This is a genomic window from Sorangium sp. So ce321 (genome assembly GCF_051530195.1).
Classification (GTDB): Bacteria; Myxococcota_A; Polyangia; order Polyangiales; family Polyangiaceae; genus Sorangium.
Map to the genome: position 1 here is coordinate 6,891,487 of NZ_CP150329.1, position 18,189 is coordinate 6,909,675.

7 protein-coding genes and 1 pseudogene are annotated in these 18,189 nt (G+C 69.5%); all 8 read right to left on the reverse strand.

Annotated features, from left to right (window positions below; genetic code table 11):
* Window positions 1–102: 102 nt before the first annotated feature.
* Entirely contained in the window at window positions 103–2,811 is a 2,709-nt protein-coding gene (locus WME89_RS25475) for a glycoside hydrolase family 15 protein (RefSeq protein ID WP_438011671.1), read from the reverse strand.
* A gap of 622 nt (window positions 2,812–3,433) precedes the next feature.
* Window positions 3,434–3,718, reverse strand: coding sequence for a hypothetical protein (locus tag WME89_RS25480; RefSeq protein ID WP_438011672.1), 285 nt, complete (start codon window positions 3,716–3,718; stop codon window positions 3,434–3,436).
* A gap of 387 nt (window positions 3,719–4,105) precedes the next feature.
* Window positions 4,106–5,260, reverse strand: a complete 1,155-nt coding sequence (locus WME89_RS25485; RefSeq protein WP_438011673.1) for an ABC transporter permease — start codon at window positions 5,258–5,260, stop codon at window positions 4,106–4,108.
* 37 nt (window positions 5,261–5,297) lie between these two features.
* Window positions 5,298–6,821, reverse strand: coding sequence for a sugar ABC transporter ATP-binding protein (locus tag WME89_RS25490; RefSeq protein WP_438011674.1), 1,524 nt, complete (start codon window positions 6,819–6,821; stop codon window positions 5,298–5,300).
* Between the two features lie 64 nt (window positions 6,822–6,885).
* Entirely contained in the window at window positions 6,886–7,914 is a 1,029-nt protein-coding gene (locus tag WME89_RS25495) for a sugar-binding protein (RefSeq protein WP_438011675.1), read from the reverse strand.
* 482 nt (window positions 7,915–8,396) lie between these two features.
* Window positions 8,397–10,538, reverse strand: a pseudogene (locus tag WME89_RS25500) (right-handed parallel beta-helix repeat-containing protein); the annotation flags it as partial.
* Between the two features lie 390 nt (window positions 10,539–10,928).
* A complete protein-coding gene (locus tag WME89_RS25505; protein WP_438011968.1) occupies window positions 10,929–12,179 on the reverse strand; it encodes a glycoside hydrolase family 5 protein in 1,251 nt (416 codons plus the stop codon).
* Between the two features lie 592 nt (window positions 12,180–12,771).
* Entirely contained in the window at window positions 12,772–17,874 is a 5,103-nt protein-coding gene (locus tag WME89_RS25510) for an AAA family ATPase (protein ID WP_438011676.1), read from the reverse strand.
* Between the last annotated feature and the right edge of the window lie 315 nt (window positions 17,875–18,189).

Below are 18,189 nucleotides of genomic sequence, written 5' to 3' on the forward strand. Positions count from 1 at the left end.
CAAGCGTGAGTCGAGCTGCGCGCCAGGCGGCCTGCGGGCCCCCGGCGCGCCGCTCGACTCCCACGCTCTTCGCGCCTCCCCTCCCCCGCGCGCCCGCGGGTCTTACCAGGTCACCGTGTCGTTGAGCGTGAGCGTCCCGCCGGCCGCAGGGGTGCTCAGCGAGCGATTGCCGCCGCCCGGCCGGTTCTCCCAGGTCGGGCTGCCGTCGGCGTTCTTGCGGTAGTACTTGTACTGCAAGGCGCTGCTGGCAGGCAGGTTGACGCGGCTCTTCCACACCGGGTACTCGGTGGTGCTCGTGAAGACCGGGATGCCGAGATCGGTGTTCCAGTTGCCCAGCGCCGCTGTGTTGCCGGTGACGTACACCTGCTGGCCGACCACGGTCGTGGCGCTGACGTTGACCGCGACCGCGGCCTCGTTGCTCGCGGGCGGGACCACGCAGGTGTTGTAACGGCCGCAGACCACCGACGGGATATCGACGATCTTGCCGGCCCGGATCGACGCGAGGAGGCTGATGTACTCGCCCATGGCCCAGTTCAGCGGGCTCATCGACCGGGTCGGGGTGCCCGCCGTGGCGGAGGCCGGCTTGGTGACCTGCCAGCCCGTGATGGTCGCCGTGGTGTTCCACACCTGCTCGGGGATGAAGCCCTGCGGCGTGGAGAACGCCTTCACCGTCGCGAGGTAGGGGCTGCCATCGGTGCCGTTGCCGCTCGTCGCGATCTCGAACATGCCGCGCTCGGCGGTGAAGATCGGCCACAGCCGGCCACGGCCGTTCAACCCGTCGTAGTTCGCGCCGTTGTTCGTCTCGCCATAACCGTCGTAGTTGTAGCGGAACCAGGCCTTGCCCTTGTCCGGGATGATCTGCCGCAGGATGGCGTCGTACTCCACGAGCGTATCCACGATGGAGGGGTCGTTTGCCCGCTTCACCCCCATCCGCACCAGCTCGAGGAACCCGCCGTCGATGATGTACCGCTGGTCGTGCGTGCCGCCGCCGTTGCCATGCGTGACGTTGATCGCCGCGTCAGGACCGGCCACGGGGTTATACACCTGCGGCCCGCTGCCGGTGTTGCCCCGCAACGAAGGGTTGATGCGGATGTAATATCTGCCGTTGGGCTGGTGATGGCCGGTGGTGGTGAACGTCCAGCGGTCGATGTTCTGCTGCCAGTAGTCCGCGGCGGCCATGTAGCGGGCGGCGCTGGTGGTGTCGCCGTTCGCGCGGGCGATGGTGGCCGCGCAGACGAGGCCGGCGATCTCCGCGGCGATGGTCGACGGCGAGTACCCGGAGTTCTCCTCCCAGCGCTCCTGCTGGGTCCACGGGCCGACGTTGACGATGTAATCGGCGGTCTTCTTGATCTTCGGCCAGAGCGGGTTGTAGACCGCCGGGCCGAGCCGCCAGGCGAGGATGATCGGCATCGCCTGCTCATCCATCTGCGTGCCCTGCCAGTACTGCCAGCCGCTGACCCAGGCGTTCTGCGGGAAGCGGCCGACACGGCTGTAGCCCTGCGGGCAGCCGGGGGCGTTGTACTCGGAGGCGCCGCAGTCGCTCGTCTGCTGCAGGGTGTTGAACAGGTAGTTGACCACCCGGGGCGGGGTCACCATGTCCCCGGCCGTCACCAGCGCGCTGGCGAACTTGAACAGATCGCGCGGCCAGACCAGGTGGTAGCCGCCGTTGTTGCTGTCGCCGCTGGTCTCACCCCACGGCGTGCCCATGCCGGCGATCATGGCGCCGTTCGACTTGTCCTCGACCGACTTGAGCGCCATCGCCGCGAGGTAGTACTGGTCGTCGGCGGTGCCGCCCTGGCTGTTGAGGGTGCTCGCGTAGCTCTTCCACCCGCTGTCGTAGGTGGTTTGCAGGGTGGCCAGGCTGTCGCCGAGGGTCGCGTTGGCGGTGGTCGTCGCCTCGGTCTCGGTGGCGCCGAACCCGAGCACCACGTCGAACGAGATGCTTGTGACGGCGCTCGTGCCGAGGTCGACCCAGCCCATCTGCGCCACGTTGCCGCCGCCCGCCAGGTCGTTGCGCCAGCTCATCGTCTTGTCGCTGGTGCCGCCGAGCAGGTCGGTCCAGCCGTCCGTCTCGCCGACGAAGCCGCTCGACACCATCGGCGGGCCGCCCGTGGTCAGCGTCTTCCAGGGCCGCGAGATGGCCAGCGCCGAGGCGCGGCTGTTCTCCGAGGCGACGAGCATCGTGCGCGTCACCGTCCCCGTCACGGTCACCGTCTTCGACGTGTCGCCGGCCCCGGAGTTGTCCATCGCCGGGTTGTGGAGCAGGTACAGGTTGAACTGGGTGACGTTCTTGCCGCCCAGCGCGTCGAACTTGACGCGCTGGATCAGCGTGTTGCGCTTCGGATCGGTGAAGATCGTCTTGGTGATCCGCCAGCTGTGACCGCTGTTGGTGGTCACCGCCTGCCACCGCATCGAGCGCTTGTCCGGCTGGGTAACCGTGTAGCTCTGCGACTTCTCCTCGTCGACGAACGTCTTGGCCGTATCCCCGACCATGAACTGCAGGTCCACCGTGTTGACCGTGTCGAGCACCGGGTAGAACACCTCGGAAACGATGCCGCGGTGGCCGGTGAAGTAGACCCTCGATTCCGTTGTCGTCGACGTGCCGAGGAATGATTTATCCGCCGGCCCCCACACCGAGGGTACCCCCGCGCCCGCGGCGAGGGCCCTCACCTCGTTCACCGGGGACGAGCCATCCGGGCCGAGAGGGACGGCGGACTCCCCGAGCGTGCCCTCCCCCGCGTCGAGGGCGCAGCCCGCGAGCCCCAGCGTGAGATGTAAAATTGCAGTCCCACAGCAAACCCGCTTCAACATCGCACCAACCCCTTTCCACCTGGCGCCGCGAGAGCACACCGGCGCGGCCACCGTAAGCCATCGATCCCACCGCGGTCTCTGCCGGGCGCACGCGCGCCCTGGCGCCCGCCACGCGATCAGCCCGCGCCTGCTCCGCACAGAACACCCGCGCTCGGCAGCGTAGCACGCAGGCGTAGATTTCTTGTCGGAGACACCACGCCAGCGGCGCCTGGCGATCGCGGGACACCGGCGTCGGACGCCACGCCATGGAGCCGATGTATCCAAATGGATCCAGGCGAGATGGCGCCGGAGCTCTGCGCCCCGCGTCACCGCGTCACCGCGTCACCGCGTCACCGCGTCACCGCGTCACCGCGTCACCGCGTCACCGCGTCACCGCGTCACCGCGTCACCGCGTCACCGCGACGCCCCGGCGCGTGGGGCGCGGGTCGCCGAGCCCGGAGGCGCAGGGAGCCGGCGGAATCGCACGGCGGCAGCGCCGGGAGCGAGCTTGATGGAGCTCGTCGAGCGGTGAGAGGCCCGGCCGGGACCGGCCGATCTCGCGCGACCGTGCGAGACAGCGCGCCGCACGGACGCGGCGGGGGATCACCGCCGCCGCGCCCTCGGGGCGCCGCCCGCGACGGACCTAGGGCGGCGCGAGCGGCTGCCGGTCCGCCGCGTACGGGCGGACGTTGCTCCCGGTCCAGCGCATGAGCGCGCCGACGACGGCCCCGAACACCAGGTGACCGACCAGGCTGAGGGCCACCGTCTTGGGCGTGAGCTCGAAGAGCAGCTGCTCGCCGTGGGGGGCGAGCAGCAAGGTGGCGATCAGGCAAAACCCGGAGTCGGGTGGATACAGGCGCAGAGGGAAGCGACGGGAACATGGATACCTCCAGTTGGGGATGTGGCTCGGCGAGCCAGTGATGGTCATGTGTCATGCTCCTGCGCCGTGACGGCGCGAGCGCAGGCAGGGACGGTGCCCTCGCCGGGGCGCCATGGGTGGCGGCTCGGCGCAGCGGTGCGTCTCCCCCGAGAGGGCCTCTGGCGGTCGCGTGCCCGCGGTGCGGGGCGCGCGCCGCCAGTTCCCTTCAGCAACTCAGCGGAACCTCGAGATACCCGATCTCTGGAAAGGGCATCGGGCGGATCGCTGGAGACGCGAGGTTCGTTGGGCGACGGGGAGCAACCGTCGTACCACCGGCTCGTTCCGCGGACGGCGGCGCTACGAGCGGCGGATTCGAGGGTCGGCTGCGTCCATGGCCTTGCTCGATCGAGCAACGAGGCGCAGCGGCGGCTCAGCGGCTGCGCCCGGCGACCCCTGTCACGAGCCGACCGCCCTGCGCCGCGCCCCCGCGTAGCGCTTGACCAGCTCGTCCGCCATGACGCCGCTCAGGATGACGGCGCCGATGACGGCGAACTCGATCTGGGTCGGGACGCCGAGCATGTTGATGGCGTTGCGCAGGACCTGCATCAGCGCGGTGCCGAGGACGACGCCCAGCACCGCGCCCTCGCCGCCGCGCAGGCTGAAGCCGCCGAGCACGGCGGCGGCGATCGCGTAGAGCTCGTAGAAATTGCCGAAGTCCACCGGCTGGGCCGAGTTGACCTCGAGCGCGAACAGCATGCCTCCGAAGCAGGAGAGCAGCGCGCAGATCACGTACGCGAGGATCGTCATCCGGTCGGTGTCGACCCCGCTGTAGCGCGCCGCCTGCTCGTTGCGGCCGAGCGCCATGAGGTAGCGGCCATAGATGGTGCGGTTCAGGAAGACCGACGCCGCGACAGCGACCGCGAGGAACAAGAGGAACGGCATCGGGACGTCGATCCACGTGACCCACTCGAGGCGCGTCCTCACGCCGGTGAACGGGTGCACCGCGTAGGGGCTGAAGCGCCCCTCGGAGATCCACGACAGGAACGGCACCGGCACCGAGAACGGGCTGCCGACCGACAGGTAACGGAACGACTCGAACCCGACGCCGAACCCCTGCGTCTGGTCGCCCGCGATGCCGCGCGCGGTGCCCCGGTAGAGCAGGAGCCCGCAGAGCGTGACGACGAACGGCTGGAGCCGGAGCTTCGTGATGAGCAGCCCGTGCGCGAGCCCGATGCAGAGGGCGATGCCGAGCAGCAAGGGCACGGCGAGGGAAGGCGGCCAGCCGTGGACCGTGAGGAGCCACGGCAGCATGCAGCCGGCGAGCGCCACCACGGAGCCGATCGACAGGTCGATGCCGCCCGTGATGATCACGAAGCCGGCCCCGATGCTGAGGATCCCGAACAGCGCGGTCCGCCGGATCAGGTTCTCGATGTTCTCCGCGAGGAGGAACCTGCCGTTCAGGAGCGCGGTGCCGAGCGAGACCGCCAGGAGGAGCCAGAAGACGCCGAGCACCTTCCGCCGCGTGCTGGACGCGGTCAGCGCGGGCGACGCGGGCGACGCGGGCGACGCGGAACTGCGCGCCCCGGGATCACGTGTCGTCGTCACAGGCATGCTCCTCTGGCCTCGAACGCGCCCCGCCGGCACCAGCTCAGGCCGCGGCGCCGCAGCCGGTCGCGAGCTGCATGATCGCTTCCTCGCTCAGCTCGGCGCGGCCGAGCTCCCCGGCGATGCGCCCCTCGTGCATCACCAGCGCCCGGTCGGACATGCCCATCACCTCTTCCATGTCGCTCGACACGAACAGGGTGGCCATGCCGCTCGCGGCCAGGCGCTCCATCAGCTGGTATATCTCGTGCTTCGCGCCGACGTCGATGCCGCGCGTCGGCTCGTCCAGCAAGAGCACGCGCGGCGATGTAGACAGCCACTTTCCGATGACCACCTTCTGTTGATTGCCGCCGGAGAGGTGCTGCGCCGGCTGCACGTCGCTCGGCGTCTTCACGTCGAGCTCGCGGACGATCTGCGCCGACATCCGGCGCTCGCCCGCGCGGTCGAGGACCCCGTGGCGCTGCGCCCGGCGCAGGCTCGGGAGGCTCACGTTCGCGCGGATGGCCATCTCCAGGATGATGCCCTGTTGCTGGCGGTCCTCGGGGACGAGGCCGATCCCCGCGGCGATGGCGTCGCGCGGGGTGCGCGGGGTGAGCTCGCGCCCGGCCACGCGCACCGCGCCCGCGGTCGCCGGCGTGACCCCGAACAGCGTCCTCAAGAGCGACGTGCGCCCCGCGCCGAGGAGCCCCGCCACGCCGACGATCTCCCCGGCGCGGACCGTGAACGAGAGCGCGTGCTCCGGGTGTCGCGCCGTCCGCAGGCCGGAGACCTCGAGCACCGGCGCGCCCGGCGGGTGCGGGACGTGCGGATAGAACTGGGAGAGGTCGCGGCCCACCATCAGCCGCACGATGCGATCGTGGCTCATCTCCGCGCGCGGCAGCTCGCCGGCGTTCTCGCCGTCGCGCAGCACGAGCACGCGGTCGCAGAGCGCCTTCACCTCGCCGAGGCGATGCGAGATGTACACGACGCTGATGCCGTCCGCGCGCAGCTCCCGCACGACCTGGAAGAGGGCCTCTGCCTCGCGGGGGCTCAGGCACGACGTCGGCTCATCCATGATGAGCACCCGCGCGTTCGCCGACAGCGCCTTCGCGATCTCCACGAGGTGCCGCTGCCCGAGCGACAGGCTGCCCACGAGCGCGCGCGGCGACTCGGCGAGGCCGACCCGCGCGAGGATCGCCCGCGCCTCGCGCTCCATCCTGCCCTCGTCGATGAAGCCGCCCCTCCGTCGCTCGCGGCCGAGGAAGATGTTCGCCGCTATATCGAGGTTCTCCGCCAGGTTGAGCTCCTGGTGGATGAGCGCGATCCCGCGGGAGAGCGCCTCCCTCACCGAGCCGAGCGCGACCGGTCGCCCGTCGAAGAGCATCTCGCCGGCGTCGGGCGCCTCGACGCCGGCGAGGATCTTCATGAGCGTGCTCTTGCCGGCGCCGTTCTCGCCGACGATGCCGAGCACCTCGCCGCGGCCGAGCGAGAGGTGGACGTCGCGGAGCGCGAGCACGCCGGGGAAGCGCTTGGTGAGCCCGCGCGCTTCGAGCAGCGGAGCTGCGCCTGGGTCGGGCGAGGAGGGCGTCATGCGCGTCAGGGGTCGAGGGCCAGGGCGGCGCGCCGCGCGGGCTCCGCGACGCAAGCCCGCGGGTTCACTGCGATTTCTGCGTCTTCAGCTTCAGGTCCGCCCAGAACTCGGGCAGGTTGGCCTTGCGGATTTGCCGGGCCGGCAGGGAGATGAACTTGCCCGGCGGCACCACGGAGTCGTCCCCGCGCACGAGCGCCGCGAGCACGCGCACCGACTCCTTGCCGTACATGTACGGGTTCTGGACCACCGTGCCGACCACCTCGCCGTCCTGGATCGCGCGCAGCGTCGCGTCCTGCTCGTCGAAGCCGACGACCTGGATCGAGCTCATCTTCCCCGCCTGCTTGACGGCCTCGAGCAAGGCCGGCGTGTGGTACGCGTTCAGGCCGATCAGCCCCACGAGGTCCGGGTGCGCAGACATCATGTCTTCGGCGTTGCTCTTGGCCTTGGCGGCGTCGATCTGGTCGGTCAGCGTCGCGACGATGGTGTACTTCGCGCCCTTCAGCACCTCGTTGAGCGGGTCGCTGCCGGCGCTGCTGTCCGCGCGGTCGAGGAGCTCGTCGAGGACGCCCTGCCGCCGCTTGCGCGCGTTGTCGCCCTCGAGGCGCCCGACCAGGATGGCCACCTTGCCGCCGCCGGGGATGGCCTCCTTCACGAGCTGCCCCGCCATCCGGCCAGCGACGTAGTTGTCGATGCCGATGTACACGAGCCGGTCGCTCTTGGGCGCGTCCGAGTCCTGCGTGATGAGCTTGGTCTTGGCGGCCGCCTTGTTGATCAGCGGGACCTGGTTCTCGGCGTCGATCGGGCTGATCGCGATGCCGTCGAGGCCGCGGATGAGCAGGTCCTCGACCCGCTGCATCTGGTCGTTGACGTCGCTCGGCATCACCACGCTCACGTCGGCGTTGTACTCCTTCGCCCCGTCGATGACGCCCTTCTCGGCGATGGTCCAGAACGGCGCGACGCCGTTGGTGATGTAGGCGAGCTTCGGCTTGCCGCCCGGCGCCGCCGCCTGGCCCCCGCCGCCCTCGCAGCCCAGGGCCGCGAGCGCCGCCGCCACGCAGACCCCGACGATGAACCGACCGATCCCCTTCACCATGCGCCTCACCCCTCCGCCCGCGAGGAGCCGCCCTGCCCCGGCACGACCCGCGCATCGTGTGCGCGCGCCGCTGGACGGAGCTCGGCCCCCCGGCTGACTCGCGCGCTCATCATGCGCGATCCGTTGAGGACGTGTCCACACGATTCGACGCGGCGACGTCCGCGCGAGACCAGTACCCGGTCGCTCGACGACGAACCTGCGGTGGCGAACCGGTGCGCGCCGCAGGTTCCCCCGGGACTTCGGGGGCATGGCGGCGGGGACTGCTGCCCCTTGGCGGGCGCGGGCCCGACGCGGGCCCGACCGGCCGCCCCCGGAAGCTTCAGCGTCCACCTCGGCGGGGGGCGGCAGCGTCGCTGCGTGAGCGACGCTACCCGCGTGAGCTACCGTGGCGGCCTGGGCGCCCGAGCGCCCGACGGCAGCTACGGCAGGTCGGCAACCAGGGTGGGCGCCACTGCTGTAGCGCCCGCCGTGGCACGTCAGCGCACCCGCAGCTGCGCCGCCGATTCGCCGAGCTTTTCGCCCTGCGCACCGACGACATGCAGCTTGTACGTTCCGGCGCTGGCCGGCACGGCGATGGACGTGGCGTCCCCTGCTGCCTTCGTCATCGTCGCGCCCTCCGTGAACGTGTCGGTGCCGGCCGGCGCGAGCCAGACGGTGTTGGCCGCCGCGCCGGCGCTCCTGATCTTGATTGTCCCGGCGCCGGACGCCACCGAGGCGCTCGCCGGGAACACGTAGTCTTGAACCGCGAGCAGGCTGCTGGGGATGATGCCCCGGTGCTCTTCCTGGACGCCGGAGCTCAGGCAGATATCGTATTGCGCCGCCGGCCACATGTTGTCCGGCACCGCGACGGGCGGGTCGATCCTGCTATCGGGCGGGTTGACGCCCATCTTGTTCACGGTGGCGTACGTCCTCAGGATGGTGAGGTGGTGCTTGGCCCCGAAATCCTCGCAGTTGATCGTGTATTTCACGCCGGGGTCGATGTCGAGCACGTTGTCGTTCTGCGTGATGTACGCGCTGCCCTCGTCGTTGTGCAGGCCGTACGTGGGGCCGCTCGTCGCGGGCGGGATGCCCTTGACGTAGTTCTCGTTGATGGTCGTGCCCGGCATCTGACCTAGCGTGTAGATCGCGCCGCTGTCGTGCAGCCTGCTCAAGGTGTCGATGAACCGATTGTTGTTGATCGCGTTGTCCTTGCAGGTGGTCGAGTCGGGGAAGTTCCGCCAGCCCCAGCCCAGGTTGATGCCGTTGTAGGCCGTCTTCTGGATCTGGTTGTAGGTGATCTTCAGGCCATCGACGAAGAACGCGGTGATGCCCGAATGGCCGCCGAACCCCGGCAGCGAGCTCACGTTGTACAGCAGGTTGTTGCTGATCGTGTCGTCCTTGCAGACGCCTTCGACACCCGAGCCGAACTTCTGGTGCGGGCCGGTGTCGCCCACGTACAGGTGCTGCGGGTGGCCGACCGTGATGCCGCTGCCGGCGATGTCGGTGATGTAGTTGCCGACGATGCTGGAATTCACGACGTCGTTGATGAAGGAAATGCCCTCATTGCCGCTGTGCTTCACCACGTTACCGGTGAAGTCGATCGAGTCGGCGTTGTTGACCGTGATCATCCCGGGCAGCGTGTCGGTGATCTCGTACTTGCTGTTGTGCCAGTTGCCGTCGCCGTAAGCGACATAGATGGTGGCGCCCTGTACCGTCGCCTTGCCGCGTGAATTCTCCACGCTGTACAGGTTGTAGTCGGTGTTGGCGAAGGTGATGCCCTGGAAGGTGAGGTTCTTGACGCGGCTGGCGGTGGAGGCGCCGGCGATGTCGATCAGCTTTTCTGCGACCGGCGCCTGCACGTCGGCTTCAGCCATGTCTTCGCCCTCTCGCGGGTAGTAGTAGAGGGTGCCGGTGGTCTTGTCGAAGTAGAACTGACCGGGTGAGCTCAAGAACTCGCGCGCGTTGTAGATCGTGTGGGTGCCAGAGACGCTGAACCCCGAATTCCAGCCGGGGGTCTGCGCGATGGTGCCGTAGGGCTGTTGAAAGAGCAGCGCGCGGAAGTTGTCTTGCGTGGTGGTGACATCGCGAACGCAAACGACATTCTCGTTCCACGTGGTGCCGTTCACGATCTCGAGGTCGTCCTTGTTGCTGGCGATGGCGGGGACCGCGTCGAGGTCGTACTTGGCGCCGTCACTGCCGCTGCCGCTCGCCCAGGCCCAGCTGCCCTGCCCTGCCCTCACGCTGTACGTCCCGACCCCTCCGCGCGACGCGACCCGCTTGCTCGTCATCAGGGCGCGAGCGTCGTTCACGTACAGGTTGCGCAGCTTCGTCGCTCGGTCCAGCCTGGCCTTGTAGATGTTGCCTGCGTCCGGCGTCCATCCGGTCACCTTCGTCGCGCCGTTCAAAACGGGCTTTTCCCCGGGGTAAGCCTGATAGTGGATGCGATGGCCATTCGTGCCCGAGTCCGACGGCGCGAAGGCGATGGCGTCGGTGAGGCTGTACGTGCCAGCTCGGAGGTAAACGTAGATGTCGCCGGTCATGTTGGCGTTGACGCTGCGGACGACGTCGCGCGCCTTGGCGACCGTCTTGAACGGCGCGCTGACCGTGCCTGGATCGTCGTCGCTGCCGGAAGGCGACACGTAGTACGCCGCTTGCCGCGTCCCGGTCTCGTCCGGGACCTCGCCGCCGCCGCCCGCTCCTGCACTGGTCATCGCGCCGGTGCTGCCGCCGCCCCCGGCCTCTACCGCTCCTCCGGCTCCTGTGGTGGCGTCGTCTCCGCCGGTTGTGCCGCCGCCAGCCGAGCTGTCGCCGCCAGCCAGGCCGGGGCTCGCTCCGTCCGATGAACAAGCAGCCAGCCCAGCGAACGCCGTGAGCGATGCGGCGACAAGCAGCTTGACGTGACGAACGGCGGAATCGTGACCCTCACGCATGACGCACCTATCCAGGGCAATGGTAAAGAACCCCCCCGGCGCCAAATGTGAACGTTCACATTGCCGACGTCAACCCAAATAAATTGGTGCGCGGATTTGGCGGTGCTACTCGGTGACAGCGTCCATGACGGCCTGCCACTCCGCCGAGAACGAGCCGTCCGTGCGCTTGATCTCCGACCCCGTGTCCCACAGCACAGGAACGATGCCGCGAGCCTGCGCCCCCTCCACCACCGACTGCATCCACAGCCTCCGCGACGCCGACTCACGGGGGTAGTTCTCGCCCGGCGTGACGGCGAACTCGCCGAGGATGACCGGGATGCTCCGCTCAGCGCTGAACGCGCCGAGCCTGTCGAACAGGCTGTTCAGCTCCGCCTTCTCGGGGTCCGTGCCCCACGTCGTCTTGGGCGAGCCCCAGGTCTCCACCGTGTCGAGGCCGCAGAAGGTGTAAGGTGTATAGTAGTGCAGCGAGAGGAAGAGGCTCTTCGTGCCGGCCGGGTCCGTCGGCACCTTGAAATCGTTCACACAGGTCCTGTCGATGTCCGTCACGAAGCCGGAGATGAGCAGGGCGCGGCTCGCGTTGTAGCCGCCCTGCTCGCGCACGGTGGTGACGAAGAGCTGGTTCATCTCGTTCAGGGCGGCGTAGTCCGGAGTCCCCCCCTGAACGCCGTTGACCCAGTAGTTTCCCTCCTCGTTCATCCCCTCGAGGATCAGCTTGTGGCCGACGCCGCTGAAGGCCGTGGCGATCTGGGTCCAGTAGGAGGCGAACTTGGCCTTGACGTCGTCGGTGAGCTTGTACTTGTTGTCGTTGTCCTCGTTGAAGATCCAGCCCCCGTCCCAGTGGATGTTCACGATCGAGTACATGCCGGCGGCCTCGATCCAGCCCACCACCTCCTTGACTCGGGCCATCTTGGTAGCGTCGATCGTGCCGTTGGCGGCGTAGGTGTCCCAGGCAACGGGCACGCGCACCGTCTTGATGCCATGGCTGGCCATGCCGTCGATGAACGTCTTCGTGATCAGCGGCTGGCCCCAGCCCGTCTCCCACGCGGTGGTGTTCTCCAGCGTGTTGCCGATGTTGGTTCCGATGCCCATGTCGGGGACCATGGCCGCGGCGTCCGCCGGCGTCGCTGAGCCGCCGGTCCCGCCGGAGCCCCCGGTTCCCGCGCCGGCGCCGCCCGTGCCGGCGCCGCCCGTGCCGGCGTCGCCCGTGCTGGCGCTGCCCGTGCCGGCGCTGCCCGTCGCGGCGTCGCCCGTGCTGGCGCTGCCCGTCGAGGCGTCGCCCGTGGACGTACCGCCGCCGCTGCCTCCGGTGTTCCCGCTCGTGTTGCTTTCCGAGGAGCACCCCAGTGCAACGAGCATCACCAAGGGGGCCGTGAGATTGAGCCACGATGTGGCTGCAGAGCGGGAGACCTGGAGAGAAGGCATGAGGGTCATGGTATCCCAGTCATCCACGAGATCCAGGCTTGACTTCGGAGTTCCTTCTCCCTCGTGCGCTGATCGGCTTCGAGCCAGTCGGGCGGGCCGGCGATGCTCGCGGGCCGGCGTCCGCCCCTCTTGACGCGACGCTCCGGAGGAGCCCCGCCACCCTTGTTTTCCCGCGGGATCGAGGATATCCGCGGTCCCGCCGACAGGAGTTGACTCCGCTAATGTGAACGCTCACAATATGCACCAGCGCATCCTTTGCTTCTCCCTGCGCGTGTACGGAGAAGCCCTGATGAGGTAGCGCCCTTGCCCGAGCTGGCGACCTGTTGGCTCAGCCCCAGCGGTCCTCGCTCCTGCGCGCATTCTGGACCGATCATTCTAGAATGATCGGTCCAGAATGCGCGCAGGAGCGAGGGCCACGCGACGCCGGCAGGGTTGCCGGGCCGCGCGATGAGCAGGGGCTCGCGGGCGCGGCAACTCGGCAAGAGCTCCTGTCCAACAGGGACGAATCCGGCTGACGAGGTGCTCGCTAGGCGAACGCGGCGCCCGAGCGCCCGACGGCGTAGGCGATCCCGCTCTGCAAGGTCCCGCGGATCACGATGCGCGTCAGGTCGACGTCGAGCGCGACGAGCGCCCGCGCTACCTCGCCGCGGATGCCGGTCAGCACGGCCTGGGCCCCGAGCAGCCGGAGCGCGTTCGCCGCGTCGATCAGCGCGTTCGCGACGCGCTGGTCGACCTCCTTGATCCCCGTCACGTCGATGATGACGACCCGGGCGCGGCTCCGCGTCGCGCCGTCGAGCAGCGTCTGGAGCACCTCCTGCGCCCGCTCCTCGTCCAGCGTGCCGATGAGCGGCATGACCATGACGTCGTTGGTGATCGGCACGAGCGGGGTCGAGAGCTCCGCGATCTTCGCCCGCTGGAACCGGATCACCGCCTCGTGCAGCTCGGCGCGGGCTCGCTCGGCGCGCTCGCGCTCGCCGAGCTCGTGCATCAGCCGCACGTTGGTCTCCTTCAGCTCCTCGCTCTGCTCCGACAGGCGCGCGTTCGCCTGCGAGAGCTCCTCGGTGCGCTGCTTCACCTCCTGCTCCAGCCGCTCGTTGGCCTGCCGGAGCTCGGCGCTCACGGCCTCCAGGTTCGCGTAGAGCAGGGCGTTCTCCACCGCCACGGCGGCCTGCGACGAGAGCAGCCGCAAGAGCTCGATACGATCCGCGGTGAAGGCGTGCTCGGCGAGGTGGTTCTCCAGGTAGAGGACGCCGCTCAGCCTGCCCTGGTGGAGCAGCGGCAAGCCCAGGATCGATCTCGGCCGGCGCGAGATCACGTGAGGATCGTCGGCGAGGCGCGGGTCGTCCTCGGCGCGCCCGATCACGACCGCCTCGCGCGAGCGCGCGACGTAGTGAACCACCGGGCGGGCGAGATCGAGGCGCTCCTCCATGGGCGTCGAGAGCCCGAGCTGCACCGTGTCCGGGTCGACCGAGATCATCGCCTCGACCACCAGCGCGTCGCCGCGCGCGAGGATCAGGAAGCCCCGGCTCGCCCCGGCGCTCTTGATCACGCTGCGCAGCACCTGATCGAGCACCTTGTCGAGCACGATCTCGCTCGAGATGGCCTGCGCCGTCTTCAGGACCGTGGCGAGATCGCAGAGGTCGCCCACGGCGAGCCCGCCGAGGGCGGTGTCGGTCGTCGCGGCCAGCGGCGAGATGGCCGCGGGCGCGCCGGCGGCCGGGGCGAAGAGCGGCGCGAGCTCCTCGCGCAGCGCCTTCACCTTGGCGCTCGCCCCCCAGCGCTCGTACAGGTTGAGCGCCCGGCGCAGGAACATGCCCGCGAACTCGAGCCTGCCCTGGGCGAGCCAGAACCTGCCGTAAAGCTCGTTCCCGAGCGCCTGGCAATTGATGTAATCCGCCTGCCGCGCGGCCTCGATGCCCCGCTCGTAGAGCTCCATGGCCTCCGCCGTCCGCCCCTCGACGCGGGCCTTCTCGGCGAGCACGAGGAGGTGCTTGTGAAGCACGTTCTCCGGCCCGGCGTCGGCCCAGCGCTTCATCCGCGCGAGGAGCCGCTCGAGGTGCGCCTCGTGCTCGCTCCGCTCGGCGCCGCCGGCGCCCTCCCAGGCGGCGAGCCGCATGAGCGCTGTATAGAACGTCGCCTCAGGCACCTTGGCGTGCGTGGGCAAGGCGCCCTCGATGACGGCGAGCTTCGGCATGAGCTCGGCGAAGCTCGCCCGGTCGCCGAAGAGATAGGCGTTCCGGATCTTCGCGTGGTAGAGCCACCCCATGTGGTAGGGCGAGCCGCCGTGCTTCGCCGTGTACGACGCCTCGCTGAAGCCGTCGTCGTCGAAGCTGAGCTGGCTGCTCGTGAGCCCTTGCAGGCAGCGGATGGGCTGGATCACGCCGGCGAGCAGGATGTCGATGATGTCATGGCTCCTCGCGCGCCTCAGGAAGGCGAGGTGCGTCTCGGTCAGCTGCGAGAGCTCCGGCAAGGCCATCCCGTAGGTGAGCCTGTCCGAGCCGCTCTGGCTGATCATGTACCCCATCGCCGTCCAGTCGCCAGACTGGAGCCCGAGCTCGTAGACCCTGTCGTAATAAGGGTCTGCCCACCGCAGGTGCTGCGTCCAGCTGTGCACGTCCGCGGAGAAGATGTGGTACGTCTTGGCCCGCAGGACGAGGTTGTCGAGCTGGTCGGCCAGCTCGATGGCCATCCTGCCGAAGCGGTAGGCCGTCGCGTACTCGCCGAGCAGCGGGCCCACCACCATCCCGTACGCGACGTATCCGAACGCGGACATGTCGCTGTTCCCGTGCTGCAGGGAGAGGGTCACCATCTTCACGATGGCGAGGTTGGCGAGCGTCTGGTCGCTGGAGTTGTAGGCGCCGAAGAACAGGTTCACGAGCAGCTCGAGCATCACCGGGTGCTCGGGGCTCGTCGCCCGCGGGGCGCGCGCGAGCTCCTCGATGCTCCGCCCGCCGAGGAGGACGGGCACCGCCGCGAGCTCCTGCTCGAGCAGCGCGGCGACCTCCGCCTGGCCCTCGGGGATCGGGCACCCGAGGAGCGCGAGGCCGGCCTTCTGCACCACGGTCGCCTCGTGGTTGCGCCACTCCAGCAGGTACTGATTCGCCTGCACGAGGTGGATCGACACCTTGTCCATCGCCGTCCGGGCGCGCGCGAGCGCCTCGGCACAGAGCCGCTCCGCCGCCTCGAACGCGCCGCACAGCGACTCGACCTCGGCGCGCTCCTTGTGGAGCGCGAGGGCGAGGCCGTACTGCTCCTCGAAGCCGCCGCCGGGCAAGAACCCCATGCCCGCGCGGAAATAGCCCGCGGCCGCCTCGTAGGCGGTGGCCGCCTTGGCCCTCCGGCCAGCGGCGAGGTTCAGCTCCGCGGCCGTGGCGCGCTCCTCGGGGGAGCCCACGAGGGGCGAGGCGATGTTGAAGTGATTGACGATGTCGAAGAGCGCCTCCTCCCGCGCGGGGCCGTAGTTGCTGGCCAGCATGAGCCGCCCGATCCGCAGGTGCACCTCTCGCCTGTGGTCCTCGCTGATGAGCGAGTAGGCCGCCTGCTGGACGCGGTCGTGCAAGAAGCGGTAGTTCACGCGCCAGTCGATCCCGCCCTGCGCCTCGCCGTCGATCCCGCCCCGCGCCTCGCCGTCGGTCGCGTGGGCGAGGCGGTAGTCGGCGTCCACGGGCGTGATCAGGCCCTCTTGCAGGATCTTCCACAGCGCGGCCACCGTCTCGTGCGGCGGGCGCTCGCCGATGATCGCGAGCGTGCGCAGGTCGAACTCGTGCCCGATGCACGCCGCGAGCTTGAGGACGCGCTGGAGGTCGGGCTCGAGCTCCGCGAGCTTGCGCGCCATGAACTCCACGACGTTGTCGGTGACGGTGCGCCGCCGGATGCGCTCCATATCCCACGTCCACGCGCCCGCCTCGAAGCGGAGCATGCCCTCGGCGTGGAGCGCGCCCAGGAACTGCCGCACGAAGAACGGGTTGCTCTGGGTCCGGTCGAACACGACGCGGGCGAGCGGCTCGACCTCCTCCCGGGCAGCGGAGAGCGTGTCCGAGAGGAGCTCGACGACGTCGGAGAGGGCGAGCGGCTTGAGCTCGAGCTCGCGCAGCGGCGCGCCCGCCTTCGCGATCTCGTCGAGCGCGAGCCGCAGCGGGTGGGCCGCGTAGACCTCGTTGTCCCGGAAGGCGCCGATGAGGAGCAGGTGCGCGCGCTCCGGATCCGCGGCCAGGACCTGGAGCAGCTTGAGCGAGGCCGGGTCGGCCCACTGCAGGTCGTCGAGGAAGAGGACGAGCGGGTGCTCGGCCGTCGCGAAGACGTGGAGGAACGCCTTAAAGACCGCGTGGAAGCGGCCCTGCGACTCCGCCGGGCCGAGCGGCTGGACGGCCGGCTGCTGGCCGATGATCCACTGGAGCTCCGGGACGAGGTCGACGAGGAGCTGGCCGCTGCCCCCGAGGGCCCGCTCGAGCTCCGCGCTCCACCGCGAGAGCTGCTCCGGCCGCTCGGTCAGGATGTGCCGGAGGAGCTCGCGGAACGCCCGCGCGATGGAGGCGTAGGGGACGCTGCGGTTGAGCTGGTCGAACTTGCCCGCGGCGAAGTAGCCGCCCCGCTGGGCGATCGCCTTCTGGATCTCGCTCACCAGGGCCGACTTGCCCATGCCCGAGTACCCCGACACGAGGAGGAGCTCGCGCTCGCCCCCGGCGGCGCGCTCGAAGGCGGCGAGCACCGCGCGCGCCTCCTCGTCGCGGCCGTACAGCTTCTGCGGGATGCGCAGCGTGTCGGGCATGTCGCGCTGGCCGAGCGGGAACGGCGCGACAGCGCCGGAGGTCGAGAGCTGGCGCAGGCACACGTCGAGATCGGCGACGAGCCCGAAGGCGCTCTGATAGCGGTCCTCCGCGTTCTTGGAGAGGAGCTTCATGACGATCCGGGAGACCGCCTCGGGCACGCGCGGGACCCGCTCGGGCGGGGGCACGGGCGTCCTCGCGATGTGCCCATGGATCATGTCCATCGGCTCGCCCTCGGCGAACGGCAGGACGCCGGTGAGCATCTGGTAGAGCGTCACGCCGAGCGAGTAGAGGTCGGTGCGCCGGTCGATGACGCGGTTCATGCGGCCGGTCTGCTCGGGCGACATGTACGCGAGCGTCCCCTCGAGCGCCTCGGGGCTCACCGCCTGCTGCGTCTCCTGCGGGAGGAGCGTGGCGATGCTGAACCCCACGAGATGGACCTCGAGCGTGTCCGGGTCGACGAGGAGGTTGTGCGGCTTGATGTCCTTGTGAATCACCTTGCGGCGGTGGATCTCGTCGAGGACCCAGGCGGCCGAGCGGGCGATCTTCAGCGCCGCCTCGAGCTCCAGCCGGCCAGCGCGGAGGATGTCGTGGAGCGTCGTCTCGCTGGGCCGCTCCAGCACGAGGGCGATGCCGTTCTTGTGTTTCTCCAGGCCGTAGGCCTTGACGACGCCCTCGACGTCGAGCTCGCGGAGGACGTTGTACTCGTGCCGGAGCGACGCCAGCGCCCGCCGGCTCGGGAACTCGCTCTTCAGGACCTTGACCGCGACCGGCTTCTGCTCGTCACCCCAGGTCCCACGGAACACCTCGATGCTCGAGTCGCTGTAAATTTGCTGGCCTACGGTACAAGTTACGGAGAGCATGTCACCTCGCCACGTGCTTCGACCGCCCGGCCAGCACAGCTGCGCACGGCAGCCTAGCAGAATCGCACTCTGGGCGGATTCTGTCTAGGGCGCTGGCTCACGGATCGTTACGGAGCGCGGGGCGCTGGTTCGTCCACCGGACTGTCGCGCTCGTAGCGAGCCCTAGTATTCCAGCCATCTGAAGCTGGGCTGAGCCCCGGCGACTCGCGCTTTCGAGGCGGCGAGCGCGTCAGTCGCGCTTCGCCGGCGCGCGTATGCCGCGACGCTCCATGCGAGGCGGGCTACACCTGAGATGAGGAGAGTGATCGATCAGGA

Bases quoted from the DNA above. Each gene is read 5' to 3' on its own strand.
- WME89_RS25475 (WP_438011671.1), bottom strand. From the start codon at position 2,811: ATGTTGAAGCGGGTTTGCTGTGGGACTGCAATTTTACATCTCACGCTG.
- WME89_RS25480 (WP_438011672.1), bottom strand. From the start codon at position 3,718: ATGACCATCACTGGCTCGCCGAGCCACATCCCCAACTGGAGGTATCCA.
- WME89_RS25485 (WP_438011673.1), bottom strand. From the start codon at position 5,260: ATGCCTGTGACGACGACACGTGATCCCGGGGCGCGCAGTTCCGCGTCG.
- WME89_RS25490 (WP_438011674.1), bottom strand. From the start codon at position 6,821: ATGACGCCCTCCTCGCCCGACCCAGGCGCAGCTCCGCTGCTCGAAGCG.
- WME89_RS25495 (WP_438011675.1), bottom strand. From the start codon at position 7,914: ATGGTGAAGGGGATCGGTCGGTTCATCGTCGGGGTCTGCGTGGCGGCG.
- WME89_RS25505 (WP_438011968.1), bottom strand. From the start codon at position 12,179: ATGCTCGTTGCACTGGGGTGCTCCTCGGAAAGCAACACGAGCGGGAAC.
- WME89_RS25510 (WP_438011676.1), bottom strand. From the start codon at position 17,874: ATGCTCTCCGTAACTTGTACCGTAGGCCAGCAAATTTACAGCGACTCG.